The organism is Exiguobacterium sp. s138, from assembly GCF_018618775.1.
GTDB lineage: Bacteria > Bacillota > Bacilli > Exiguobacteriales > Exiguobacteriaceae > Exiguobacterium_A > Exiguobacterium_A artemiae.
Genome location: NZ_JACSMW010000002.1, coordinates 129213 through 153899 on the forward strand (window position 1 = coordinate 129213; position 24687 = coordinate 153899).

At 48.9% G+C, this 24687-nt stretch carries 24 protein-coding genes and 1 riboswitch; of the genes, 21 read left to right on the top strand and 3 right to left on the bottom strand.

Going from position 1 to position 24687, the window contains the following annotated elements:
• Positions 1–17 precede the first annotated feature (17 nt).
• The 6 genes from KNP91_RS04445 to KNP91_RS04470 all read left to right on the top strand — a co-directional run bounded on the left by KNP91_RS04445 (position 18) and on the right by KNP91_RS04470 (position 5643).
• A complete protein-coding gene (locus KNP91_RS04445; protein ID WP_214763886.1) occupies positions 18–752 on the top strand; it encodes a Stp1/IreP family PP2C-type Ser/Thr phosphatase in 735 nt (244 codons plus the stop codon).
• Between the two features lie 2 nt (positions 753–754).
• Complete coding sequence (gene pknB, locus KNP91_RS04450) at positions 755–2680, top strand: Stk1 family PASTA domain-containing Ser/Thr kinase (RefSeq protein ID WP_214848858.1); 1926 nt, start codon at positions 755–757, stop codon at positions 2678–2680.
• Between the two features lie 37 nt (positions 2681–2717).
• A complete protein-coding gene (gene rsgA / locus KNP91_RS04455) occupies positions 2718–3623 on the top strand; it encodes a ribosome small subunit-dependent GTPase A (RefSeq protein WP_214848861.1) in 906 nt (301 codons plus the stop codon).
• Position 3624: 1 nt separating this feature from the next.
• The gene (rpe, locus tag KNP91_RS04460; RefSeq protein WP_114595467.1) at positions 3625–4281 is read left to right on the top strand and encodes a ribulose-phosphate 3-epimerase; all 657 of its coding nucleotides are present in this window, start codon (positions 3625–3627) and stop codon (positions 4279–4281) included.
• 23 nt (positions 4282–4304) lie between these two features.
• Positions 4305–4411, top strand: a riboswitch (TPP riboswitch).
• Positions 4412–4474: 63 nt separating this feature from the next.
• The gene (gene thiT / locus KNP91_RS04465; RefSeq protein WP_214848864.1) at positions 4475–5035 is read left to right on the top strand and encodes an energy-coupled thiamine transporter ThiT; all 561 of its coding nucleotides are present in this window, start codon (positions 4475–4477) and stop codon (positions 5033–5035) included.
• On the top strand, positions 5035–5643 hold the full coding sequence (locus tag KNP91_RS04470) for a thiamine diphosphokinase (protein WP_214848866.1): 609 nt from the start codon (positions 5035–5037) through the stop codon (positions 5641–5643). Before thiT ends, KNP91_RS04470 begins: the two co-directional genes overlap by 1 nt.
• A 67-nt stretch (positions 5644–5710) precedes the next feature.
• On the opposite strand, the gene KNP91_RS04475 is transcribed toward KNP91_RS04470, so the two are convergent.
• Both KNP91_RS04475 and rpmB read right to left on the bottom strand, forming a co-directional pair.
• Positions 5711–7114, bottom strand: coding sequence for an amino acid permease (locus KNP91_RS04475; protein ID WP_214848869.1), 1404 nt, complete (start codon positions 7112–7114; stop codon positions 5711–5713).
• A gap of 141 nt (positions 7115–7255) precedes the next feature.
• Positions 7256–7444 carry a 50S ribosomal protein L28 gene (rpmB, locus tag KNP91_RS04480; protein ID WP_012370787.1) on the bottom strand — a complete coding sequence of 63 codons (189 nt, stop codon included), beginning with the start codon at positions 7442–7444 and terminating at the stop codon, positions 7256–7258.
• 283 nt (positions 7445–7727) lie between these two features.
• On the opposite strand from rpmB, the gene KNP91_RS04485 reads away from it, so the two are divergent.
• The 11 genes from KNP91_RS04485 to rnc all read left to right on the top strand — a co-directional run bounded on the left by KNP91_RS04485 (position 7728) and on the right by rnc (position 17905).
• Positions 7728–8090, top strand: coding sequence for an Asp23/Gls24 family envelope stress response protein (locus KNP91_RS04485; RefSeq protein WP_026827974.1), 363 nt, complete (start codon positions 7728–7730; stop codon positions 8088–8090).
• A 25-nt stretch (positions 8091–8115) separates the two neighbouring features.
• A complete protein-coding gene (locus KNP91_RS04490) occupies positions 8116–9789 on the top strand; it encodes a DAK2 domain-containing protein (protein ID WP_376778095.1) in 1674 nt (557 codons plus the stop codon).
• 91 nt (positions 9790–9880) lie between these two features.
• A complete protein-coding gene (sdaAB, locus tag KNP91_RS04495) occupies positions 9881–10543 on the top strand; it encodes an L-serine ammonia-lyase, iron-sulfur-dependent subunit beta (RefSeq protein ID WP_012370784.1) in 663 nt (220 codons plus the stop codon).
• Positions 10544–10547: 4 nt separating this feature from the next.
• The gene (gene sdaAA, locus KNP91_RS04500; protein WP_012370783.1) at positions 10548–11444 is read left to right on the top strand and encodes an L-serine ammonia-lyase, iron-sulfur-dependent, subunit alpha; all 897 of its coding nucleotides are present in this window, start codon (positions 10548–10550) and stop codon (positions 11442–11444) included.
• Positions 11428–13458 (top strand): ATP-dependent DNA helicase RecG, encoded by a 2031-nt coding sequence (recG, locus tag KNP91_RS04505; protein ID WP_214848872.1) that lies wholly within the window; start codon positions 11428–11430, stop codon positions 13456–13458. The genes sdaAA and recG overlap by 17 nt, the downstream gene beginning before the upstream one ends.
• 85 nt (positions 13459–13543) lie before the next feature.
• Positions 13544–14113, top strand: coding sequence for a transcription factor FapR (fapR, locus tag KNP91_RS04510; RefSeq protein ID WP_012370781.1), 570 nt, complete (start codon positions 13544–13546; stop codon positions 14111–14113).
• On the top strand, positions 14110–15105 hold the full coding sequence (gene plsX / locus KNP91_RS04515; protein ID WP_012370780.1) for a phosphate acyltransferase PlsX: 996 nt from the start codon (positions 14110–14112) through the stop codon (positions 15103–15105). The genes fapR and plsX overlap by 4 nt, the downstream gene beginning before the upstream one ends.
• Before the next feature lie 13 nt (positions 15106–15118).
• The gene (gene fabD, locus KNP91_RS04520) at positions 15119–16039 is read left to right on the top strand and encodes an ACP S-malonyltransferase (protein WP_012370779.1); all 921 of its coding nucleotides are present in this window, start codon (positions 15119–15121) and stop codon (positions 16037–16039) included.
• Entirely contained in the window at positions 16036–16767 is a 732-nt protein-coding gene (gene fabG, locus KNP91_RS04525; protein WP_012370778.1) for a 3-oxoacyl-[acyl-carrier-protein] reductase, read from the top strand. The genes fabD and fabG overlap by 4 nt, the downstream gene beginning before the upstream one ends.
• Positions 16768–16836: 69 nt before the next feature.
• Positions 16837–17076 carry an acyl carrier protein gene (gene acpP, locus KNP91_RS04530; RefSeq protein WP_012370777.1) on the top strand — a complete coding sequence of 80 codons (240 nt, stop codon included), beginning with the start codon at positions 16837–16839 and terminating at the stop codon, positions 17074–17076.
• 58 nt (positions 17077–17134) lie between these two features.
• Positions 17135–17905: a ribonuclease III gene (rnc, locus tag KNP91_RS04535; protein ID WP_012370776.1), complete on the top strand. Its 771-nt coding sequence runs from the start codon at positions 17135–17137 to the stop codon at positions 17903–17905.
• A 50-nt stretch (positions 17906–17955) separates the two neighbouring features.
• Here rnc and KNP91_RS04540 read toward each other — a convergent pair whose 3' ends face one another.
• Positions 17956–18156: a DUF1128 family protein gene (locus tag KNP91_RS04540; RefSeq protein ID WP_012370775.1), complete on the bottom strand. Its 201-nt coding sequence runs from the start codon at positions 18154–18156 to the stop codon at positions 17956–17958.
• 126 nt (positions 18157–18282) lie between these two features.
• Between KNP91_RS04540 and smc the strand changes: the two genes are divergently transcribed.
• From smc to ffh, 4 genes are all read left to right on the top strand, one after another.
• Positions 18283–21852 (top strand): chromosome segregation protein SMC, encoded by a 3570-nt coding sequence (gene smc, locus KNP91_RS04545; RefSeq protein ID WP_214848874.1) that lies wholly within the window; start codon positions 18283–18285, stop codon positions 21850–21852.
• Entirely contained in the window at positions 21849–22853 is a 1005-nt protein-coding gene (gene ftsY, locus KNP91_RS04550; protein ID WP_214763931.1) for a signal recognition particle-docking protein FtsY, read from the top strand. Before smc ends, ftsY begins: the two co-directional genes overlap by 4 nt.
• A 101-nt stretch (positions 22854–22954) precedes the next feature.
• Positions 22955–23275, top strand: a complete 321-nt coding sequence (locus KNP91_RS04555) for a putative DNA-binding protein (RefSeq protein WP_012370772.1) — start codon at positions 22955–22957, stop codon at positions 23273–23275.
• Positions 23276–23286: 11 nt separating this feature from the next.
• Positions 23287–24639 (top strand): signal recognition particle protein, encoded by a 1353-nt coding sequence (gene ffh / locus KNP91_RS04560; RefSeq protein ID WP_012370771.1) that lies wholly within the window; start codon positions 23287–23289, stop codon positions 24637–24639.
• Positions 24640–24687: the final 48 nt, after the last annotated feature.

Below are 24687 nucleotides of genomic sequence, written 5' to 3' on the forward strand. Positions count from 1 at the left end.
CGATGAGGAGGACGGGTATGGAGTTAGCTTATTTGACGACGACTGGAAAGGTCCGTTCAAAAAATGAGGACACGGTCTTATTGGTAGGCGATGCGACACAAGGATTAGCTGTCGTCGCTGACGGTATGGGGGGACATGCAGCCGGTGAAACGGCGAGTGCCATCGTCAAGCAGATTTTTGCCGAAGCATACGCAGATATGCCAAACCGCCCGATGGAGTTATCTTCCTGGATTGAACGATTAGTGAAAGAAGCCAATGCGCAGATTCAACGTTTTTCTCAAGTCGAAAATTTGTCGATTGTCGGCACGACGATGGCTTGTGTCTGCTGGTCGGATGATTTACTTGTCATTGGACACGTAGGGGACAGCCGCGTCTATGCCCTGGAAGCAGGACAATTAAAACAGCTGACGGATGACCATTCCTATGTCAACATGCTCAAACAATTAGGGGAATTATCGGAAGCAGAGCTTGAAAATCATCCCCGTCGTAATGTCATTACACGATCCGTCGGTTCGAACGAGTCCGTGGATGTCGACATTCAAGTCCGGGATGCACCGGACTATGATATCGTGTTAGTGTGCAGCGACGGCTTGTCGGATGAGGTGCCTCATGAAGTCATCGAGCAGTTGCTTCAAGAAGATGCACCGCTCGATACGATTGTCGAACGTCTCGTGTCCGAGGCGAATGACCGTGGAGGCGCAGACAACATTACGATTGCTGCAATCCGTTTTAAAGAAAGAGAGAGGATCTGAATATGCGTTACGGAGATCGATTGAACGACCGCTACCGCATAGAACGGTTAGTTGGAAATGGCGGGATGGCAAACGTTTATCAGGCATATGATGAAATCTTGAATCGAACTGTCGCAATCAAAATTTTACGTACAGAGTTTTCGCATGATGAACAATTCATCCGTCGATTTGAACGAGAGGCACATGCTGCGACGAGTTTAAATCATCCCAACATCGTCGCGGTTTATGACGTAGGAGAAGAAGAAGCGATTTATTATATCGTAATGGAATATATTGATGGCATGACGCTGAAAACGTATTGTGAAGGGCGGGCATTGCCGGTCGCAAAAGCGATTGACATCATCAGCCAAATTTGTGATGCAATTGATCATGCCCATGCCCACCGGATCATCCACCGGGATATCAAACCCCAAAATATGTTGATTCGTGAGGATGGAACCGTCAAGGTGACCGATTTCGGCATTGCGGTCGCCATGTCGAATGCGACCCTGACCCACACGATGTCAGTCCTGGGATCCGTGCATTACTTTTCGCCGGAACAGGCAAAAGGAAAATTTGCGGATGAAAAATCAGATATTTATTCGCTGGGAGCCCTTTTGTACGAACTCGTGACGGGGCAAGTTCCGTTTGAAGGCGATTCACCGGTTGCTGTCGCCCTGAAACATCTGCAAGATACCGCCCGTCGTCCGACCTCGTTAAATCCGGCTGTGCCGCAAGCCTTAGAAAATTGCATCATGCAAGCTCTTTCAAAAGCGCCGCATGATCGGCAACAAACGGTTGCTGCCTTTAAAGAAGACATGGTGACCGCGATGTCAGCTGAACGGGCCAATGAAGGAATTCGCGGGGACGATTTGATGGAAAAGACGATGGTGCTCAGCCCTGTGTCCCTGCCAACAGCCGACATTGAACACACAGCACCGGTTCCGAAGGTCGCTACCGTGATGCCGAAACCAGAAAAGAAAAAGAAACGTGCGTGGTGGATCATCTTATTGTTGTTATTCATAATGGGCGGAGCCGCAACGACTTTTGCCATGTGGCCTGACCCGACGGTCGTCGTACCAGATGTAACAGGCAAGGATGCCGACGAGGCGGAAACGAAGCTTGAAAAAATGGGATTCGTCGTGGAATCGACCGAACGCTCAAGTGATACGGTGGAAGAAGGGTTCGTCATCAGTCAGTCACCGCGTGAACAGGCGACGGTTAAAAAAGGATCGACGGTGGATTTGATCGTTTCGACAGGAAGCGATCCGGTCGAGGTGCCGGACGTCTCAGATGAGACAGAGAAAAAAGCAATCGCCATCTTAAAGGACAGCGGTTTTGAAAAAGTGGATGTCGAACGGGAAGACTCGGAAGACATCAAACGTGGGAATGTCATCCGTCAATCCATTTCAGCTGGAACGGAAGTCATCGCGAAAGAACAGATGATTACCATTACGGTCTCAAACGGATCACCCGTATTCGTTCTGAAAGATTTGACTGACTTATCGAGTGCTGAAGCAAAAGCTTATTTAGATGAGATGGGACTGGACGGAACGTTTGAACAGGAGTTCTCAAGTGAGGTCGCGCTCGATCAGGTCATTCGTCAATATCCGCAAGCCGGTGCGCAAGTCGAACCGAACGATTCGGTCACAGTCTTTATTTCTCGCGGAGAGGAAGAAAAGACCATCACGGCGACGTTGCCCGAGAAAGTAGTCTATGATGGCGTCAGTGAAGACGGGGAGCCTGCGCCACGTCAACTCGTCCGGATTGAGACGGAAGATGCCAAAGGAAAACGAACCGTCATCGAAGAATCGATTGATCAGGATGAAACATTTGATGTTCCTTTGACGATTGATCCGGGAGAAGAAGGCAAGATTACGATTTATAAAGATGACGAAGTGTACCGGGCGAAGACGATTACGTACAATCAGGCAAAATCACAAGAATAACGAGCAGGACGTTAATCCTGACAAAGGAGGGCATAGGATGGCAGAAAATCGAATTGAAGACAATCGGGATGGAACGATTATCCGTTTACAGGGTGGATTTTATGATGTCATGACGCCTCAAGGTGAAATCCGTTCACGGGCACGCGGTAATTTCAGAAAACGGGGCATCAGCCCTGTCGTCGGCGATGAGGTCGTGTTACACATCGAAAGTGAGACCGGATATATCCTGGAAGTAAAGGACCGTCAAAATTTCCTGGTCCGCCCGCCGGTTGCCAATATCGATCAAGCATTGTTGGTCGTATCGGCAGCAGAACCTGATTTTTCTGCCCATCTGCTGGACCGGTTTTTAGTGTTGATTGAAGCAAAGGAAATTCAACCGATCATCATCTTGACGAAGATGGACTTGTTACAAGGTGAAGCCGAACAAGGGGTATTGGAAGCAATTGCCGCTTACCGGACCATTGGATATCACGTCATCGAAACGTCAAGTGAGACATTGGCCGGAGTCGAATCCGTCCGTCCGTTGTTAAAAGATAAAACGAGTGTCCTGGCCGGACAATCCGGTGTAGGGAAAAGTTCGTTGTTGAATGCCTTGGAACCTTCGTTGGCACTGGAAACGAGTCATATTTCGAAGGCGCTTGGTCGTGGACGCCATACGACACGTCATGTGACATTGATCCCGCTTGGCGAAGGACTGATTGCAGATACCCCGGGATTCTCGAATCTTGATTTTCCGCATGAAATGGAACTCGAGGAGTTACGGTGGTGTTTCCCTGAATTTGTTGCTTTACAGGACGAATGTAAGTACCGTGGCTGTCTGCATTTGAATGAGCCTGGTTGTGCCGTTAAACAAGCCGTCGAGGCCCAGGAAATCATGGCTTCCCGGTATACGAATTATGGTATGTTTGTAGAGGAAATCAAGAATCGGACACGGAGGTATTAACATGATTAAAATCGCACCATCAATCTTATCAGCAGATTTTGCAAATTTAGAGCGGGATGTCAAAGCCGTAGAAGCAGCAGGTGCCGATTATATCCATTTCGATGTCATGGACGGTCAATTTGTTCCGAACATCTCATTCGGACTTCCTGTCTTAAGCAGTTTACGTCAAAAAACAGATATGGTTCTCGACGTCCATCTCATGATTGATCGTCCGGAAAACTTTGTCGAAGCCTTCGTTGCAGCAGGGGCTGATATCGTGACGTTCCACGTCGAGGCGACGAATCACGTCCACCGTGTCCTGCAACAGATCAAAGCAGCCGGTGCGAAAGCGGGTGTCGTGCTCAATCCGCATACGCCGCTGTCGACGATCGAACACGTGCTCGAGGATGTGGACATGGTCTTATTGATGACAGTCAATCCGGGATTCGGCGGACAAGCGTTCATTCCGGGTGTCATGAAGAAATTAAATCAACTGGCTGCAATGAAAGCGGAACACGATCTATCGTTTGAGATTGAAATCGATGGCGGAGTCAATGCGGAAACAGCGAAATTATGTATTGAGAATGGGGCAAACGTACTTGTTGCAGGTTCCGCCATCTACAATGCACCGGATTATTCAGAAGCAATCACTAGTATTCGGAATGCCGCTCACGTATAATAAGAGCAGAATCAAAATTGAATGAAGACCGCAAGGGGTGTCGCGTCAAGCGGCTGAGAGAAGTGATTGGACTTTAACCCTTCGAACCTGTTCCGTTCAGACGGACGTAGGGATGTGGCGCACGCAGGCAGTACGGCGTTCGTCGTACTGCCTTTTTGCCGTCCTGCGATTTTATTTTTAGGAGGAAAAAAGGATGAAACGGCTACAAATGTTAATGGAAATTGCAATCTTTGCAAGTCTTGGTGTGGTGTTCGATTTATTAATCCCGTTTAAAATGCCGCAAGGGGGTTCGGTCAGTTTGGCGATGCTGCCAATCTTCGTCATGGCCTTTCGTCATGGTGTCATCGGTGGGGTCGTGACGGGAGCGCTCGTCGGAACGATTCAACTGATGTTCGCTCCGCAAATTCTGACAGTCGTTCAGCCGTTACTCGATTATACGATTGCGTTTGGAGTCGTCGGACTGAGCGGACTATTCGCACGGCAAGTCAAAAAAGCAGCAGCAACCGGGAAGAATGGCCGTTTGATGGCAATTGTACTAGGCGCGACATTGCTTGGTGCAGGTTTACGTTATGTCTGTCACGTCATCAGCGGAATCGTCTTCTTCGCTGAATATGCGGAAGGTCCGGTCGTTCCGTACTCGTTGATCTATAACGCGACGTATATGGTTCCATCGTACCTATTATGTGGTATTGTCGCAGGACTTCTGTTTACGACAGCGCCCCGACTTCTTCGTTACTCGGCACGAGGTGTCTGATGCGGGTCGTGATTGTAGCGGCCGGTCCGACAGAAGACATCCCGTCCCTGAAACCGTTTCTGGATGAGAAGACGGTTGTCATCGCCGTTGACGGAGGTGTCACCGAATTGGCACAGCAAGGTCTCGCTTTTGACTTGGCGATTGGTGACTTTGATTCGCTCGGATACAAACCGGAAGGAGCGATCATCCACCCGGCTGAAAAGGATGAGACCGACTTGGAACTGGCTTTACGCCATGTCAGTCAACAGTATGAAGCAACAGAAGTGTTCATATTCGGTGCGACCGGAGGACGACTTGATATGACGCTTCAAAACGTCTATTTGCTAAAACAATTTCCGGCAGTTCGCTTGATGACGAAGCGGGAAGAGGTTCGTTTCTTACAGCCGGGGACGTATGAGATCGAGGCAGATGGATTTCACTATCTCTCTTTCATCCCGCTCGTTCCGACACGTCTGACCCTCCGCGGGGTCAAGTATCCGTTGACGAATCATGACGTGCCGGTCGGCGGATCATTGACCGTCAGCAATGAATGGACACAGCACGGAGTGGCGAACGTGACGGTGCATACCGGTGAAGTCATCGCATTACGGAGTTTGTCAGATCAGTAAAAACGCGTGCTCGTTAGGCTTACCTAACGAGCACGCGTTTTTTTATGACTCTGTAGGTGGAGGCAGTTCAAGATTCTAATGTGGAACTGGCTGCCTGACGCTCGGTTTGAGCTGCAATATGTTTTCCTTTAACAAACAGATGGTAACAACCCCATGTCAAGAGGAAGAACGGAACACCGATATACAGTGCAATCCGTTGATCTGCCTGAAACGCCAAGCTGATCAATACGAGCATGTTTAACGAGAACGAGATGATCGGCAAGACCGGGAAGAACGGTGTCTTGAATTTCAATTCACTGACTGAATGCCCGTCTTTGATGAATTGACGGCGAAACGCAATTTGTGAAGCGGAAATTGAAATCCAACCGACTTGTGCCCCGAGTCCTGCTAGTGACAACAACCAGATGAAGACGGTATCTTCCGCGAAAAAGGCGGTCAGAAGCGATAACATCGCAAACAGCATCGTAAAGCATAACGCCCGCATCGGTACACCACGAGAGTTGACGATGGCAAGTTTTTTCGAGATCATACCTTCTTGAGACATCGACCATAACATCCGGGTAGCAGCGTATAATCCTGAGTTCCCGACCGACAGTAAGGCAGTCAGAACGACGATGTTCATCAAATCGGCCGCGTATGGAATCCCAATCGCATCAAAGACCATGATGAACGGACTGCTGATACCGCCAGCTGTTTCATAAGGAATTAAGGCGCCGACGATTGTAATCGAAAGAACAAAAAAGATGAACGTCCGCCAAACCGTATTGCGGATCGCTTTCGGAATCGATTTTTCGGGATCGTTCGACTCTCCGGCTGCAACCCCGATCAATTCCGTCCCCTGGAACGCGAAGTTGACGGCGATCATCGTCGTCAAGACTCCGAGCGCACCGTTCGGGAACAATCCGTTTGAAGTAAAGTTGGCGAATAAACTTTCCGGGCGTTCTGCAGTCATGTCGATCCAGCCAAACCAAGCTGCTCCCCCGAGCGCAATGAAAAATAGAATGGCCAGGACTTTCAGGCTCGAGAACCAGAATTCAGCCTCCCCAAAGGCTTTGGCAGATACGGCGTTAAGTCCGAATAAAATGACGGTGAAGATGGCACACCAGATGACGATAGGGGTGTTCGGAAACCACCGATCCATCAGACTTCCGGCTGCCGTAATTTCAAGTGCCACCGTCACGGCCCATCCGAGCCAGTAAATCCAGCCGACGGCAAATCCGATACCCGGTCCGATGAAACGTGTCGTATACGTTTGAAATGATCCGGAAACCGGCATATGGACAGCCATCTCTCCTAAACATAACATTGTCAGATACATAATGGTCCCACCCACGATGTAACTGAGGACCGCCCCGAGTGGTCCTGCTTGCGAAATCGTTAATCCGGAACCGAGAAACAGTCCCGTACCGATAATCCCTCCGAGTGAAATCATGAAGAGATGCCGGCTTGTCATTTCTCTTTTTAACTGCATGTCTGACCCTTCCCCCTTGAAAAAAATAACTGCTCACTTATTGTAAGCGTTTTCAATTATTCAGACAATTAGTTTATAAGAAAAATAAAAAAAGGACAAAAAAAGAACCGGAAGGGAAGATTCCCATCCGGTTACTGCGCCTTATACGCGTTCGACTTTACCTGATTTGAGCGCTCGAGCTGAAACCCAAACCTTTTTAGGTTTACCGTCAACGAGAATACGTACTTTTTGTACGTTGATTCCCCAAGTGCGTTTCGTTTTGTTCAATGCGTGTGAACGGTTGTTTCCCGACTTCGGCGATTTCCCAGTAACGTAGCATTTACGTGCCATGTGTTCCGCCTCCTTTTATGTTGTTTTGCGTTCGTCCTAATAGACACTTTGCTATCTTAGCATGCTGTTAAGACGGTTGCAACATAAAAAAAGTAGCTGACAAGAAAAAAACTTGACAGACAACCTCAAAATTTAAAATAATGAATGAGGATGATGGTAAAAGTTCATTTGACCGCTACTATTTTTCACATATTCATTGTATAGTCAGTACGGCGACTTTTCAATAGTAGGTCCTTATAGTAGAATTATGGGAAGAACACAATTAACAAAGGGGGCTACTCAGGTGGCGATCGAGATGAAAACGACCTATGGAAAAATTGATGTAGACAACGATGTCGTTGCGCAACTTGCAGGCGGAGCGGCGATGGAATGTTTTGGTGTCGTTGGTATGGCGTCCCAGTCACAAATCAAAGACGGGCTGGCTGAACTGCTGAAACGCGAAAACTTTGCACGCGGTGTCATCGTACGTCAGGTATCGGAACAAGTTCACATCGATATGCATATCATTGTTAGTTACGGTACGAAAATCTCAGAAGTCGCAAACAACGTCCAGAGCCGTGTGAAATATTCACTCAGCCAGGCACTTGGTTTAGAAGTGACATCTGTAAATATTTTTGTCCAAGGAGTCCGCTTGACGAATGTCTAAGGCGGGAATAGAGGAGGAAACTTTAGTGAGTGTAGATCGTTTAACAGGAGCGCAACTGGTCAAGATGATTCAGAATGGCGCAGCGAATCTCTATCAAAATGCGGATTTTGTCGATTCGCTGAACGTTTTCCCGGTCCCAGATGGTGACACGGGAACAAACATGAATTTGACGATGACGTCGGGTTCAAAAGAAGCAGCCAAAACAACAACAGACTCGGTCTCAGAAGTTGCCACGGTCTTTGCACGAGGTCTTTTAATGGGAGCGCGCGGAAACTCAGGCGTTATCTTAAGCCAATTGTTCCGTGGTTTCTCAAAATCAATCGAAGGAAAAGATGCGATTGATACAAAGGAATTCGCAGATGCCTTACAAAAAGGGGTCGATACAGCTTATAAAGCAGTCATGAAACCGGTTGAAGGAACGATTTTGACGGTAGCACGCGAGACAGCTGTCGCAGCGATCGCCCAGTCCGAGACAACAACGGATTTACTCGAACTGATGCGCGGTGTCGTTGAAGCTTCAAAAGTGTCACTCGAAGGGACACCGGACTTGTTACCTGTACTTAAAGAAGTCGGCGTCGTCGATTCCGGTGGTCAAGGACTGGTTTGTATCTATGAAGGATTCCTTGCGACCCTCGAAGGGAAAGAGCTTGAGAAACCGCATGCGCCTGTCATGGAAGCACTCGTCGAAGCAGAGCATCACAAATCGGCTCAAAGCTTCATGTCAACGGAAGAAATTCATTACGGTTACTGCACGGAAATCATGGTTCGTTTCCAGGACGATAAATTAGCAGATACGCCGTTCAGTGAAGAAGCATTCCGGAACGAACTCGCGGAATTCGGTGATTCATTACTCGTCGTTGCAGACGAAGAGTTACTAAAGGTTCATGTTCACGTGGAAACACCGGGTGAAGTCATCACGAAAGGTCAACGTTTTGGTGAACTTGTTGCCGTCAAGATTGAAAACATGCGTCAACAGCACTCGACGATCCTCGAAGAAGAAGGCGTCAATCAAGTGGCGGCTCCGGTTGCGACAAAAGCAAAAGCCCAGTCAGCGCTTGTAACGGTAGCAATGGGTGAAGGAATCAGCGAACTCTTTAAATCACTTGGCGTCAGTATCGTCATCGAAGGCGGACAAACGATGAACCCGTCAACGGAAGACATCGTCAAAGCAATTGAAGATGCCCATGCGGAACACGTCTACGTGTATCCGAACAACTCGAATATCATCATGGCAGCAGAACAAGCGGCATCAGTTGCTTCTTGTGGTGTGACGGTCGTGAAATCGAAGACCGTTCCTCAAGGATTGGCGGCAACGATCGTCTACAATCCGGAAGCGACGGTCGAAGAGAACGAGCGGCACATGATGGATGCAATCGCAGCCGTCAAATCCGGTCAAGTGACGTATGCCGTCCGTGATACGAGCATCGACGGAGTTGAAATCAAGAAAGATGATCATATGGCGATTGCCGAGAAACAAATCGTTGCAACGGATCATTCAAGCCTTGGCGCCGTCAAAAAGCTAGTTGATACACTGGTCACGGAAGACGATGAAATCATCACGGTCTTGTTCGGTGAAGGGGTTTCGCAAGATGAAGTCGACGAACTCGTCGCTTATATCGAATCGGTTAATCCAGACGCAGAAGTGGAAGTTCATGACGGAAAACAACCGCTCTATTCTTACATTTTAAGCGTCGAATAATATAAAACGTGAACGTACCTTTTCACATATCCCACCATCTGCGATAATAGAGGTGGGATTTTTGTTTAGTTGAAAGAGAGGGGAAAAGAAGATGAAGTATCGGAGTGTATTTGATATCATCGGTCCAATCATGGTCGGACCATCCAGTTCGCATACGGCGGGGGCAGCACGGATTGGATTGATGGCGGGGAAATTGTTTGGCGAACAGCCGACGGATATTACGATTACGTTTTATGGGTCATTTGCAGACACGTACCGGGGACACGGAACGGACGTCGCCATTATCGGCGGTGTCCTCGGCTATGATACGTTTGACGACCGGATTCCGGAATCAATTAAAATTGCGGAACAAAAAGGAATCCGGATTCATTTTGAAACGAGTGAGGCATTGACGGATCATCCGAATACGGCACGTGTTCATTTGACGGATGGACAGGCGGAGTTTGAACTCGTAGGCATTTCAATCGGCGGGGGAACGATTGAGATTACTGAGTTGAACGGAGTGCCATTGAAGCTGTCAGGCGGTGGACCGGCCCTGATCGTCCTGCACCATGACCGCTTTGGGGCGATCGCAGCCGTCACAAGTATTTTGGCCGATTATGAAATCAACATCGGTCACATGGAAGTATCGCGGCACGAAAAAGGCAAGCAGGCATTAATGGCGATCGAAATCGACGACCGCATGCCGACTGCTGTACTCGAAGAAATCAACCGTTTACCACAAGTCGAGCGTTCTGTCATGATGGGAGAGTGAAGAGATGTTTAAATCCGTAAAAGAACTCGTCGCACTGGCGACTGAAAAAAATGTACCGATTTCAGAAATCATGATTGAACAGGAAATGACGGTCCGGCACCTCGAACGTGATGAAGTCCTCGGGATGATGGAACGGAATCTTGAAGTCATGGAAGCAGCAGTCGAACGGTCACTGACAGGAGATGGTGTCGAATCGGTTACTGGTCTGACCGGTGGCGATGCTGTGTTGTTACAGCGATACCGGGCAAGCGGGCGAGGATTATCCGGCGATCTGTTGTTAGACGCCGTCAGCAAGGCGATTGGCACAAATGAAGTCAATGCGGCCATGGGAAAAATCTGTGCCACACCGACAGCGGGTAGTGCAGGCGTCGTTCCGGGAACGTTATTCGCAGTTCGGGAACGTTTGAATCCGAGTCGCGAACAGATGCTGCGTTTCTTGTTTACATCCGGTGCGTTCGGTTTTGTTGTAGCGAACAATGCGTCCATTTCCGGCGCGGCAGGCGGATGTCAGGCGGAAGTCGGTTCGGCAACGGCCATGGCAGCGGCGGCAATCGTTGAAATGGCAGGTGGAACACCTGATCAATCGGCCCACGCGTTTGCGATTGCCCTTAAGAACATGCTCGGACTGGTCTGCGATCCGGTTGCCGGACTTGTTGAAGTACCATGTGTGAAACGAAATGCCATGGGCGGAGCGAACGCGCTTGTTGCAGCCGATATGGCGTTAGCCGGTATCACGTCACGGATTCCGTGTGACGAAGTCATCGGAGCGATGTATGAAATCGGTCAAATGATGCCGTCCGCCTTACGGGAAACCGCGAAAGGCGGACTCGCCAACACACCGACGGGGCGTTGGCTCGAATCAAAAATCTTTGGGGAACTCTCGAATGAATCCATCAAATAAAGTAACCGCCTTAAAAGGAGTCGGGCGCGATTTAGCCCGTAAACTCGAAGAAATGGATATGCTGACGATTGCGGACGTGCTTGAGCACGTCCCGTTTCGTTATGACGATTTTGTGACCGGCAGTCTGACAGAGGCAATCCATGAAGACAAGGTGAAATTCACAGGACAGGTTCAATCGGAAGCGCTTGTCCGGTATTACGGAAAAGGAAAAAACCGACTCACGTTCCGCTTGCTTGTCGAAGACCGTTACAGCGTCACCGTGACGATGTTCAACCGTGCCTTTTATAAAGATCAGTTGAAACTCGGGGAAGAAGTGACGGTCAGCGGCAAATGGGATTTACACCGGATGACGATATCAGCGACAGAATTACAATTCGGAGCGATTGAAGGAGAATTGACACCGGTCTATTCGCTCAAAGGGGACATGCGGATGAAGACGTTCCGGCGGGTCGTCGAACTGGCTTTTGCCGAATGCGAAGCGCTCGAGGAACGTATTCCAGAAAACATTCGTAAGACATATCGAATACTGGACCGGATGACGATGTTGCGTCGGTTGCACTTCCCGACAACCCGGCAAGATTTGACGACTGCCCGAAGAAGTTATGTGTATGAAGAATGTTTGTACTTCCAACTGAAGTTACAGACGTTACGCCTCGGGAAACGAAAGGGACAAGGTCTTGCTTTACCGTTGTTCCAGCAAGAAATCGATCAATTCATTGCCACGTTACCGTTTCCGCTCACCGGAGCACAAAAGCGGGTGACGGACGAAATTTTGGCTGATATGCATCGACCGGAACGGATGAACCGGCTTCTCCAAGGAGACGTTGGAAGCGGAAAAACGGTCGTGGCGGCGATTGCCCTCTTTGCAGCGGTCCGTGCGAATAAACAAGGGGCCTTGATGGTGCCGACGGAAATTTTAGCGGAACAGCATGCCTCTTCGCTTGCACCGCTCCTCGAGCCGCTCGGCATTAAAGTCGGATTATTGACGAGTTCCGTCAAAGGAAAAAGCCGGCTCCTTCTGCTGGAAGCGTTACGGCAAGGGAAAATCGATGTATTGGTCGGGACCCATGCCTTGATTCAAGATACGGTCGTCTTCAAGGACCTTCATCTCGTCATCACGGATGAACAACACCGGTTTGGAGTCGAACAACGAAAACGCCTGCGGGCGAAAGCAGAACAGGCAGATGTTCTTTACATGACAGCGACACCGATTCCACGGACGCTAGCGATTTCTGTGTTTGGCGATATGGATGTCTCAATCATTGACGAGATGCCGGCAGGAAGAAAAGAAATTGAAACTTATTGGGCAAAACCGGAACAAATGGAACGGGTTTTCGGATTTGTCGAAAAAGAGTTACTGCTCGGTCATCAAGCGTATGTCATCACGCCACTGATTGAGGAATCTGAATCGCTTGATGTTCAAAATGCCATTGAACTGCACGTGCTTTTGACGGAACGGTTTTCCGCACAACGTGTCGGATTGATGCACGGTCGGCTCAGTTCGTCCGAAAAAGACGACGTCATGCAGGCCTTTAAGGAAAATCAAGTCCAAGTTCTCGTCTCGACGACCGTCGTCGAAGTCGGCGTCAACGTTCCAAACGCATCGATCATCGTCATTTACGACGCGGAACGCTTTGGACTGGCACAATTACACCAGTTGCGCGGTCGGGTCGGTCGGGGCGCAACCCAGTCTTTTTGTATCTTGATCGCCGATCCGTCTTCCGATACCGGAAAAGAACGGATTAAAACGATGACGGAAACGAACGACGGATTTAAGTTGGCAGAAAAGGACCTTGAGTTACGCGGAGCCGGAAACTTTTTTGGGACCGAGCAAAGCGGCTTGCCCCGGTTTGTGTTGACCGATCCGGCACTCGACATCCAGGTGATGGAGACGGCGCGAAACGACGCGGTTCGTCTGCTCCGTTCCGATGCCTTTTGGCAACATCCGGAGTACGCGGTTTTACGCCGATATATCGAACAGCAGGGACTACTGGACGGAGAAAGAATCGAATAATACTTGAAAGTGAACAACAAGGGATATATACTACTATTAGTACCAGGTAATAATGGTAGTTATCCTTCTTGTGGGAGGAACGTACATGCGGGTACCTAAAAAAGAGCGACAAACTGAACTACAGCATACAATTGAACAAAATCCGTTCATTACGGATGAAGCATTAGCCACTCATTTCAATGTCAGTATCCAGACCATTCGACTGGACCGGATGGAAATGAAGATTCCGGAATTACGTGAACGGATTAAACACGTCGCGACGGAACGGCTAGATGATGTGCGTACATTGACTGAAAATGAAGTCATTGGTGATATGATTGACCTGAAACTAGATACATCGGCAATTTCGATTTTAGAAATCCTACCGGAACACGCGTTCAGCCGAAATGCCATTGCCCGCGGACATATTTTGTTTGCCCAAGCCAATTCATTAGCCATCGCCTTGATTGATGATGAACTGGCTTTGACGACAAAAGCCAACGTCCAGTTTACACGGTCCGTTCACGTCGGTGAACGTGTCGTGGCAAAAGCATTCGTCAGTTCGCACCGGCAGGATGGCCGATCGGACATCAACGTCGAGAGTTTTGTCGGCGATGAGTGTGTGTTCATCGGTGAATTTACGGTGTATCGAAGTAGTAAGGAGGAGTCAAAATGATTTTAGCAGTAGACGCAATGGGAGGAGATCATGCTCCACGCGCCATCGTAGAAGGAGTCGTTCAATTTTTAGCAGAGCGTCCGACGGAACAAATTGAAATCCGTCTGGTCGGCGACGAATTGAAATTACGTTCGTATGACATTAAGGATCCGCGTGTGAAAATCGTTCACGCCGCATCCGTCATTACCGGAGAAGACGAACCGGTCCGAGCAATCCGTCGCAAGAAAGACAGCTCACTCGTGGTGGCTGCAAACCTGGTGAAATCAAATGAAGCAGATGCTTTGATTTCAGCAGGCAACACGGGTGCACTCATGACAGCCGGATTGTTCGTGATTGGTCGGATTGAAGGGATTGACCGTCCGGCATTAGCGCCGACGTTCCCGACACGAAATGGAAAAGGGGTCGTCATCTTGGATGTCGGTGCCAATCCAGACGCAAAAGCCGAACATCTTTTAGATTATGCGATCATGGGGTCGGTCTACGCAGAACAAGTCAGAGGAATCAAACAACCGAAAGTGGCCTTGCTGAATATCGGATCAGAAGCCGGTAAAGGGAATGCCCTGACGAAAGAGACCTATCCTCTGCTTGAGACCGCGCCCATCCATTTTGTCGGGAATGTCGAAGCGCGAGAAGCGATGAGCGGGGAAGTGGATGTCATCGTGACGGAAGGCTTCGCCGGAAACACGCTGTTAAAGAGCACAGAAGGCGCCGCCAGTATGATCATGGGCGTCATGAAAGAACAATTCATGAGTTCATTCAGTTCAAAAATCGCGGCTTTGATTTTAAAACCGAAGCTGAAAAAAATGAAACAACTGCTTGCTTATGAAGAATACGGCGGAGCCGGATTATTCGGGATTGCCGCTCCGGTCATCAAAGCCCACGGTTCGAGTAATGCCTACGCGTTCAGCAGGGCGTTGGTACAAGCAGAGCAGATGGTCGAACAGCAGGTAGTTACAAAAATCATCGAGGCAAAAAAAACGAAAGAAATCTAAAGGGGTGAGACGGATGGGTAAAACGGTTTGGATGTTCCCAGGTCAAGGATCACAAATGCCAGGAATGGGACAAACACTTCTCCATCATGAAGAGTCACGTCAAGCATTGATGGACCTCGGGACACGGATTGGTCTTGATTTAACGGATCTGTTGACGACAGGGACAAAAGAAGATTTGAAACCGACGGAAATCGCACAACCTGCCATCGTTGCACACAGTACGTTGCTTGCGAATCGTTATGCGGCGCTTGGTCATCGGCCGGACTTCGTACTCGGACATAGCGTCGGAGAGTACAGTGCACTCGTTGCCGCATCTGTCTTAACGGCAAGTGAAGCAGTTTATCTCGTACGCGAACGAGGAAATCTGATGAATCAAGTGACGGGCGGGACGATGGCAGCTGTCATCGGTTTAAACGACGTCGAAGCAGCCCATCATGCTGTCGAGTCCATTGCGGCAACGGGAGAAATCGTTCAAATCGCCAATTACAACTGTCCCGGACAATTCGTGATTTCAGGACAAGTTGCAGCTGTCGAGACGGCGACTGCGAAATTAAAAGAGTTGGGCGCGAAACGTGTCCTGCCGCTTGATGTATCAGGAGCATTCCACTCGTCGTTAATGACACCGTTTGCCTCACGGTTCGAAGATATCTTAGTTTCTTCACCATTCCAGGCGGCAAAAACGAAATTCATCTCGAATGTCGACAGTGATTTCCACGATCAGCCGGATGAGTTGATCCGTTTACTTGTCCAACAATTGTATTCACCGGTTCGTTTTGAAGCCTGTGTGGAAAAATTGATTGCAGAAGGTGCGGATACATTCATTGAATTCGGTCCTTCGTCACCGCTCAGCGGTCTCGTCAAGCGGATTAAAAAAGACGTCAAGATTGTCAGCATCACGACACTTGAACAATTGGAAGCGGAGGCGATTCGTTGAATAAGGTAGCACTCGTCACCGGCGCCTCACGTGGAATCGGAGCCGCTATCGCCAAACGGTTGGCGGCAGACGGATTCCGGATCGTCGTGAACTACGCCGGGAATACAGCAAAAGCAGAAGAAGTTGTTTCGGCTATCGTCGATGCGGGCGGTGAGGCCATCGCCGTCCAGGCAGACGTGGCTGATGCCGAGCAAGTCAAGGCATTGCTGAAAACGGCACTGGATACTTACGGTCAGTTGGATTGTGTCGTCAACAATGCCGGAATCACGCGTGACGGTCTGTTAATGCGAATGAAAGAAGCAGATTTCGATGCGGTTCTAAACACCAATTTAAAAGGTGCCTTTCTTGTGACACAAGCGGCGACGCGGCCGTTGTTAAAAACGAGCGGTCGTATCATCAATATCGCTTCCGTCGTCGGCATTACCGGTAATCCCGGTCAAGCCAACTATGTAGCGGCGAAAGCGGGACTGATCGGATTTACGAAGTCGGTCGCACGTGAACTGGCAAGTAAAGGCGTTACGGCAAATGCGATTTGTCCCGGTTTCATTGAAACCGATATGACGGATGAATTGACAGAAGCGCAACGTAATCAGACGCTCGATCAAATTCCGTTAAAACGATTTGGTCAGACGGACGATATTGCATCGCTCGTCAGTTTCATCGCATCAGACAATGCCCGTTACATCACTGGTCAAACTTTGGCAGTCGATGGCGGCATGACAATGTAAGTGAACTGTGGTAGTACTTTGCCAAATTGGCAATCATCTTATATACTCAACTCATGGAGGGATTTTAAAATGACAAAAGAACAAATTTTAGTAGACGTGCAAGAAGCAATTGCAGAGAAATTAGGTAAAGAACAGAGTGAAATCACACTCGACAAATCGTTTAAAGACGATCTCGGAGCAGATTCACTTGAAGTCATGGAACTCGTAATGGATCTCGAAGATAAATTCGAAATCACAATCGAAGATGACCAAGCAGAAAACTTAAAAACAGTCGGCGATGTCGTTAGCTACATCGAAACACAAGTCTAATATATGAAGCTGAACCCACCGCGTATTTGCGGTGGGATTTAGCTGTTTAGGAGGCATTATGACAAATCAAAAAGGACGTCGTGTCCGAAAAGGACCCTATGTAAAGCGACGCAAAGACTCACGGGCTTTGGCGCAAATTGAACAGAAGTTCGGACAGCTCCAGGAACGGCTGGATATTCATTTTGCGAATGTAGAACTATTAAAACAAGCATTTACACATTCTTCGTTTGTGAATGAGCAGCGTGAATCAGACGGGGATAATGAACGTCTTGAATTTCTGGGTGACGCGGTACTTGAATTGACAGTCTCCCGTTATCTCTTTCAACACTACCCGGAACGTTCCGAGGGGGAATTAACAAAGCTGCGTGCGGCCATTGTCTGTGAGCCGTCACTGGTCCAGTTCGCGAATCATTACGAGTTTTCTGAAATGATTCTACTTGGTAAAGGAGAGGAACTGACAGGGGGAAGAAATCGTCCGGCACTACTCGCGGATGTATTTGAAGCCTTCATCGGTGCCTTATACCTCGATCAAGGGATTGAAGCTGCAGAACGATTCCTCGCCGAAGCGGTTTTTCCGAAAGTGGCGTCTGGATTTTTTGAAGAACAAACTGATTTTAAAAGTCAGCTCCAGGAAGCGATCCAACGGGTCGGGCTGGGGCAGATCGAGTATGAGATTATCGAAGAACGCGGACCGGCACACAGTCGGGAGTTCATCTCGCGCGTGCACATCGCGGATAAGCTGGAAGGCATCGGGACCGGCCGCTCGAAAAAAGAAGCAGAACAGCAAGCTGCCAAACAAGCCTTGCTTGAACTGAAAAACAGCTTTTGACATGAAAAAAGGCACCCATTTCAAAATGGAGTGCCTTTTTGTGAGGAATCTTAAACAGTTTTCAGTGATTTCAGTTCATCGACGATGGCATCGACTTCTGCCAATGTCAACGACTCACGCATCATGACGAAATCATAAATCTCTTTTAAATCGTCATTTTTTGTTCCGTCGAATTGTTCCGCCTTGATGACGCCTTTGTTAATGATGTTCAATTTATCCAGGATCTCTACGATCATTTGTTCAATTGTCATGTCTTAAAATCTCCTCTTCATCTCTTTAAGCCTAACATTACCATAAAAGCTACCATTTTGTAGACCTTTCGGCTATGGTAAACTAAAAGAAAATCAAAAAGAAATTTAAACATATGGGTGGTCAAGATGTACTTAAAACGAATTGAAATCAATGGCTTCAAGTCATTTGCTAGTCGGACGGAGCTCGACTTCCTTCCGGGAGTCACGGCTGTCGTCGGACCAAATGGCAGCGGGAAGTCCAATATATCGGATGCAGTGCGTTGGGTGCTCGGTGAGCAGTCGGCTAAATCATTACGTGGTGCGAAGATGGAAGATGTCATCTTTGCCGGAAGTATCTCGGAACATCGGAAACAATTTGCGGAAGTCACACTTGTGCTCGACAATGAATCGGGGACGGTCGCTTTGCCGTATCAAGAAATCAATGTAACGCGGCGTGTCACGCGAAACGGAGACAGTGATTACTTCTTAAATAAAAAACCGTGTCGTTTAAAAGACGTGCTTGATTTATTCATGGATACCGGGTTGTCCCGCGATGCGTTTGCCATCATCGGTCAAGGACGGGTCGAACAAGTCATTTCCGGGAAACCGGAAGAACGGCGCTCTGTCATCGAAGAGGCAGCCGGTGTTTTGAAATACCGGAACCGTAAAAAACAAGCCGAAAGAAAGCTAACGGATACAGAAACGAATCTTTCCCGTGTCGATGATATTCTGTACGAATTGGGTGGACGAATTGAGCCGTTACGGGAACAAGCGTCACTGGCAAAAGAATTTTTAGTAGCCCGTGAACGGTATGACTTCTTGGAACGGGGAATCATCGCGACCGAAATCGAGCAGTATATGACGCAACTTACTGACGTGTCGACGGAAATCGAATCCTGCCAAGCCCAACTGCTTGCGGAGCAGGAGCGGCTGCAAGAAACAGTAGCGACAAGGGAAACACAAGAAACATCGTTAGAAGAGAAGCGGCGCTTAGAAACAGAAATGCAGGACCGCCTGCGGCTCGTATCGACGAAACTCGTTGAAATCGAAGGGGCTTTAAACCTCGCGAAAGAACGGGAAAAGCACGGAGCGGAAATGAAGGCGCGTCTCGAACAGGAAGTAACGGTTGCAGAACAACGGGTAGCACAAATCGAACAAGAAGAACAGACGGTGCTGAAGCAACAGCAAGAGACACAACAATTGTACCTTCAAACCGTCGCAAAACGAGAACAAGCCGATGCCGCCTTATCTTACTCCGACCGGGACTTTGAAAAAGAAGCCGAACAATTGCGTTCGGAAGCGTTTGAAGTAGCGAGCCGGTTGGCAGCGACGACCAATGCATACCATCGGGCGCAACAAGATCTGTTACATGCCGAAGAGCAGCAACGGAGTTTTTCGGAAAACGTCGGCTCAAAACAAACGGATCGTTCGACGTATGAAGCCGAAACCATTCGTCTTGCAGAACAGGTAGAAGAATTACGGAATCGCTTGGAAACATTGCGTCAGGAAGAAAAGACACAGCAAGACCAGCATCGCCAGCAACAGGAGACGTTGCGCCAAATGGAACAATCGATCATCGACCTTCACCGACGCCGCGATAAGACCGAAGACCGGATTGAATTTCTGGAATCCGTCAAAGCCGACTACAGTGGTTATTTCGGAGCCGTCAAAACCGTCTTAAAACAGCGGGACCGGATTGCCGGTATCCACGGTGCCGTCGCGGAACTGATCACCGTTCCCGCCCGCTTCGAGGCGGCGATTGAGACCGCACTGGGCGGCGCGATGCAAAACGTCGTCGTCGATACCGATGTGACGGGACGGAAACTGATCCAAGAGTTGCGCCGGCTGAATGCGGGGCGTGCGACATTTATGCCGCTCTCGTCGATTCAGCGCCGGGAACTGAGTGCTTCCGTTCAACAAAGCGTGTCAGGGATGCCAGGATATCTCGGTGTCGCAAGTCAACTGGTCACGACGCGGGAAGACTTTACGAAATTAAAAGATAATCTGCTTGGGACGACACTCGTTGTCGAATCACTTGAACAAGCCAATGCCATCGCCCGTTCCACCGGACACCGTTACCGGATCGTGACGCTCGAGGGTGACGTCGTTAACGTCGGCGGATCGATGACGGGAGGCAGTCGTAAAAAAGGAACACCGCTCTTCAGCCAATCCCGTGAACTGGAAGAGTTGCAGGCGGGATTGAAACAAGGTCAAGCTGTCATTCGTGAACAAGAGCGTCGGCGTGATGAAATGAAAACAGCCATGCAACAACTCGTCGGCTCGCTGGAAACAAATACCCGTGATATTCAATTGGTTCAAGCACAGTTGGAAAGTGTTCGCGAAGCCTACACGGATGCGAAGCGCAGTCTAGCCGTCACATCTTCTGAATTATCGGTCCACGACGGTCAATTGACCCGTCTCGCTGAACAAGCGGCAGAGGCGAAGTCCATCATCGCGGCATCAGAGCGGGACATGGAACGGTTAACGAACCGGCAAGCGGAATTGCGGCAAGCAATCGATCAACTGAAGGAAGCACAGTCACGCGGAGCAGTTGCGGTCGAAGAATTAAAGCAACAGCAAGCGGAAGCCTTGCTTGAGGAACGGACTGTCAGCATGACACATGACCAAATCGACCGTGAGGTAACACGCCTCCGTGAGACATTGAGTCATGCAAAATTAGAACGAAGTCATAAACGCCGTGATCTGAAGCATGTCCTGGAAGGATTCGACGAAGCGAAGATTGATGCCCTGCACACTGAGAAAACGCAGATGCAACAGGAACAAACTTCAGTCGAACGCGAATTGACGCATGTGACGGCAGAAATTCAGCAGGCGGCAGAAAACTTACGTCTGTTACGGATTCAGGAAGCGAAACTGGCAGAAGCCCGGCAAGCAACGACACAGCGTCTCGATCAAGCCCGGCTTACTCAGGGACGGCTCAGTACACGCCTTGAGACCCGTCATGAGACACTTGAAGAAATGGGGCTGGTTGCCGAGTTGATTCAACCGCTGACGATCTCTTTCGAGGAGGCAAAGGAAGAATTGCATCTTCTGAAACGACAACTCGAGGAAATCGGGATTGTCAATCTTGGTGCGATTGAAGAGTTTGCCGAAGTCGATCAACGTTTTACGTTCCTGTCCACGCAACGCGACGATCTGGTCAGTGCGAAGACCGATTTATATGCGGTCATCGAAGAAATGGACCGGGAAGTCATCCGGCTGTTCAAACAGACGTACACAGCGGTCCGGGAACATTTCCGGGAAACGTTCCGCGAACTGTTTGGCGGCGGAGAAGCCGACTTGATTCTCGTCGACCCTACAGATCTGTTGACAAGCGGTATTGATATCGTGGCTAAACCGCCCGGTAAAAAGTTACAGAACCTGTCCTTGTTGTCGGGCGGAGAACGAGCACTGACAGCGATTGCTTTATTGTTTGCTATCTTAAAAACACGACCGGTTCCGTTCTGTGTTCTTGATGAGGTCGAAGCAGCCCTCGATGAGGCGAACGTCGCCCGATTCGGAGAGTTCGTTCATCAACTGGCACGTGAGACCCAGTTCATCATCATCACCCACCGTAAGGGAACGATGGAGTCAGCTGATGTCCTGTATGGTGTGACGATGCAACAAAACGGTATTTCCGAAGTATTATCCGTTAAACTGGAAGAAGCGAGACGGACATTAAGCGAAGAAGTAGAACCAAAGGGGATAAAAAAATGAGTTTCTTTAAAAAGTTAAAAGACCGGTTGACGACTTCGACACAAGAAGTGACATCGAAGTTTACGGAAGGTTTGACGAAAACACGGGACGGACTGGCGAATGCCGTCAATGATCTCGTCTACCGCTTCCGGGAAGTCGACGAAGATTTTTTCGAAGAGTTGGAAGAAGTATTGATTCAGGCCGATGTCGGTGTCACGACGACGATGGATCTTGTCGAAAAGTTAAAAATTGAAGTCAAACGTAAAAACGTCAAGGATACAAAAGAAGTGCGTGACGTACTTGTCGAAGTTGTCGCCAACATGCTGGTGGAAGAAGAAGAGTCCGAACTTGATCTCAGTCATGAACTCAATGTGATCTTATTTGTCGGTGTCAACGGCGTCGGGAAAACGACGACAATCGGTAAACTGGCGAATCGTCTGAAAAACGAAGGCAAAACGGTAATGCTCGCAGCCGGCGATACATTCCGGGCCGGTGCAATCGACCAACTTCAAGTCTGGGGTGAACGTTCCGGTGTTCCGGTCATCCGTCAGGGAGAAGGATCGGATCCGGCGGCAGTCATCTATGATGCTGTCCAGGCCGCAAAAGCACGCCGTGTCGATGTCCTGATTTGCGATACGGCCGGCCGTCTGCAAAACAAAGTCAATTTAATGAATGAACTTGAAAAAGTAAAACGTGTCATCGAACGGGAAATTCCGGGAGCACCGCATGAAGTATTGCTTGCGCTTGACGCGACGACGGGTCAAAATGCAATGGTTCAAGCCAAAGCCTTTAAACAGGCGACCGATGTCAGCGGAATCGTTCTGACGAAGCTTGACGGAACGGCGAAAGGCGGAATCGTTCTTGCGATTAAGAATGAGCTGGATCTGCCGGTGAAATTCGTCGGTCTCGGTGAAAAAATCGATGACTTACAACCGTTCGATGCCGAACAATTCGTCTATGGATTATTCGGGGATGTCTTTGAAGAAAAAGAAACAGTCGAAGAAGTCCGAGAAGAGGACTGACCTCGATTTCCTTGTAAAGAAAAAAACTTGACAACACACTGTGAGGGCTGTACTATACTATCTGTAAAGGAATTTCACTTAACAACCGTGGGGGTGCTCGAATGACACTTGATAAGACGAACCGGATGAATTATCTGATTGACTTTTATCAGGAGCTTTTGACGCCGAAACAACGGAATTATATGTCACTCTATTATCTGGATGACTTTTCGTTAGGTGAGATCGCCGATGAGTTTGAAGTCAGCCGACAAGCAGTCTACGACAACATAAAACGTACGGAAGCGATGCTTGAACAATATGAAGAACGACTGGGTCTGTTTGCAAAGTATGAACAGAGAAAGTTACTCCTTGATCAGTTAAAGCAACTTGACCTTCCGAGCGAAGCTCACGTGACCATTGCGGCACTTGAGCAATTAGAGTAGGGGGCAATTTCATGGCATTCGAAGGATTATCGGAACGGCTTCAAGCCAGCCTCGCTAAAATGCGGGGTAAAGGTAAGATTTCTGAAGCGGACGTAAAAGAAATGATGCGTGAGGTCCGCCTTGCGTTATTAGAAGCTGACGTCAACTTCAAAGTCGTCAAACAATTCGTAAATGATGTGAAAGAACGTGCAGTCGGGCAAGATGTCATGACGTCTCTCACACCAGGTCAGCAAGTCGTCAAAATCGTCCATGACGAATTGACGAAACTGATGGGGTCAGAAGTTTCTCCGTTGACGTTATCGAACCGTCCGCCAACCGTCATCATGATGACCGGTTTACAAGGGGCAGGTAAGACGACGACGGTCGGAAAACTCGCGAATCATTTACGGAAGAAACAAAATCGCAGTCCACTGCTCGTCGCAGCGGATATTTACCGACCGGCTGCGATCAAACAGCTCGAGACGTTAGGGAAACAACTCGAACTGCCGGTTTTCTCAATGGGAGATCAGGTCAGTCCACAAGAGATTGTTACGAACGCTCTCGACTATGCAAAAGAGCATCACCACGATATCGTGTTGATCGATACGGCGGGACGCTTACATATCGACGAGGACCTGATGCAGGAACTGGTTGATGTGAAAGAAATCGCCAAACCAAATGAAATTTTCCTTGTCGTCGATTCAATGACGGGTCAGGACGCTGTCAATGTCGCGCAAAGCTTTAATGAAAAGCTGGGTGTGACAGGTGTCGTCTTGACGAAGCTCGACGGGGATACTCGAGGCGGAGCAGCACTCTCCATCAAGGCAGTCACCGGAGCACCGATTAAATTCGTCGGTCTTGGAGAGAAGCTGGACGCAATCGAGCCATTCTATCCAGAGCGGATGGCGTCACGGATTCTCGGCATGGGAGATATGCTGACGCTGATTGAAAAAGCGGAGTCTCAAATGGACGCAACACGCGCCAAAGAGCTCGAAGGCAAAATGCGCGATGCATCGTTCACGTTTGACGATTTCATCGAGCAGTTACAGCAAGTGAAACAGATGGGTCCTTTGGATGAGTTGTTAGGAATGATTCCGGGTGCCGGTAAAGGAAAGATGAAGGGTCTGAAAAATGCCCAAATCGATGAGAAGCAACTCGTCTATGTCGAAGCGATTATTCAATCGATGACAAAACGAGAGCGGACTGAACCGGAAATTCTCAATGCCAGTCGTCGGAAACGGATTGCGCGCGGCAGTGGTCGCAGCATTCAAGAAGTAAACCGATTGATTAAGCAATTTGAAGACATGCGGAAGATGATGAAACAATTCTCCGGCCAAATGGGCAAAGGGAAAAAGAAAGGCGGCTTTGGCCTCCCATTCTTCTAAAAGTCTTTTCACTTTTGCTGGAACGTTGTATACTAGTGAAGTTGTCAA

Bases quoted from the DNA above. Each gene is read 5' to 3' on its own strand.
- sdaAA (WP_012370783.1), top strand. From the start codon at position 10,548: ATGTTTAAATCCGTAAAAGAACTCGTCGCACTGGCGACTGAAAAAAAT.
- sdaAB (WP_012370784.1), top strand. From the start codon at position 9,881: ATGAAGTATCGGAGTGTATTTGATATCATCGGTCCAATCATGGTCGGA.
- fabD (WP_012370779.1), top strand. From the start codon at position 15,119: ATGGGTAAAACGGTTTGGATGTTCCCAGGTCAAGGATCACAAATGCCA.
- acpP (WP_012370777.1), top strand. From the start codon at position 16,837: ATGACAAAAGAACAAATTTTAGTAGACGTGCAAGAAGCAATTGCAGAG.
- KNP91_RS04475 (WP_214848869.1), bottom strand. From the start codon at position 7,114: ATGCAGTTAAAAAGAGAAATGACAAGCCGGCATCTCTTCATGATTTCA.
- rsgA (WP_214848861.1), top strand. From the start codon at position 2,718: ATGGCAGAAAATCGAATTGAAGACAATCGGGATGGAACGATTATCCGT.
- ftsY (WP_214763931.1), top strand. From the start codon at position 21,849: ATGAGTTTCTTTAAAAAGTTAAAAGACCGGTTGACGACTTCGACACAA.
- pknB (WP_214848858.1), top strand. From the start codon at position 755: ATGCGTTACGGAGATCGATTGAACGACCGCTACCGCATAGAACGGTTA.
- KNP91_RS04540 (WP_012370775.1), bottom strand. From the start codon at position 18,156: ATGACAATTGAACAAATGATCGTAGAGATCCTGGATAAATTGAACATC.
- smc (WP_214848874.1), top strand. From the start codon at position 18,283: ATGTACTTAAAACGAATTGAAATCAATGGCTTCAAGTCATTTGCTAGT.
- plsX (WP_012370780.1), top strand. From the start codon at position 14,110: ATGATTTTAGCAGTAGACGCAATGGGAGGAGATCATGCTCCACGCGCC.
- ffh (WP_012370771.1), top strand. From the start codon at position 23,287: ATGGCATTCGAAGGATTATCGGAACGGCTTCAAGCCAGCCTCGCTAAA.
- fapR (WP_012370781.1), top strand. From the start codon at position 13,544: ATGCGGGTACCTAAAAAAGAGCGACAAACTGAACTACAGCATACAATT.
- KNP91_RS04555 (WP_012370772.1), top strand. From the start codon at position 22,955: ATGACACTTGATAAGACGAACCGGATGAATTATCTGATTGACTTTTAT.
- recG (WP_214848872.1), top strand. From the start codon at position 11,428: ATGAATCCATCAAATAAAGTAACCGCCTTAAAAGGAGTCGGGCGCGAT.
- KNP91_RS04445 (WP_214763886.1), top strand. From the start codon at position 18: ATGGAGTTAGCTTATTTGACGACGACTGGAAAGGTCCGTTCAAAAAAT.
- rpmB (WP_012370787.1), bottom strand. From the start codon at position 7,444: ATGGCACGTAAATGCTACGTTACTGGGAAATCGCCGAAGTCGGGAAAC.
- thiT (WP_214848864.1), top strand. From the start codon at position 4,475: ATGAAACGGCTACAAATGTTAATGGAAATTGCAATCTTTGCAAGTCTT.
- rnc (WP_012370776.1), top strand. From the start codon at position 17,135: ATGACAAATCAAAAAGGACGTCGTGTCCGAAAAGGACCCTATGTAAAG.
- KNP91_RS04470 (WP_214848866.1), top strand. From the start codon at position 5,035: ATGCGGGTCGTGATTGTAGCGGCCGGTCCGACAGAAGACATCCCGTCC.
- rpe (WP_114595467.1), top strand. From the start codon at position 3,625: ATGATTAAAATCGCACCATCAATCTTATCAGCAGATTTTGCAAATTTA.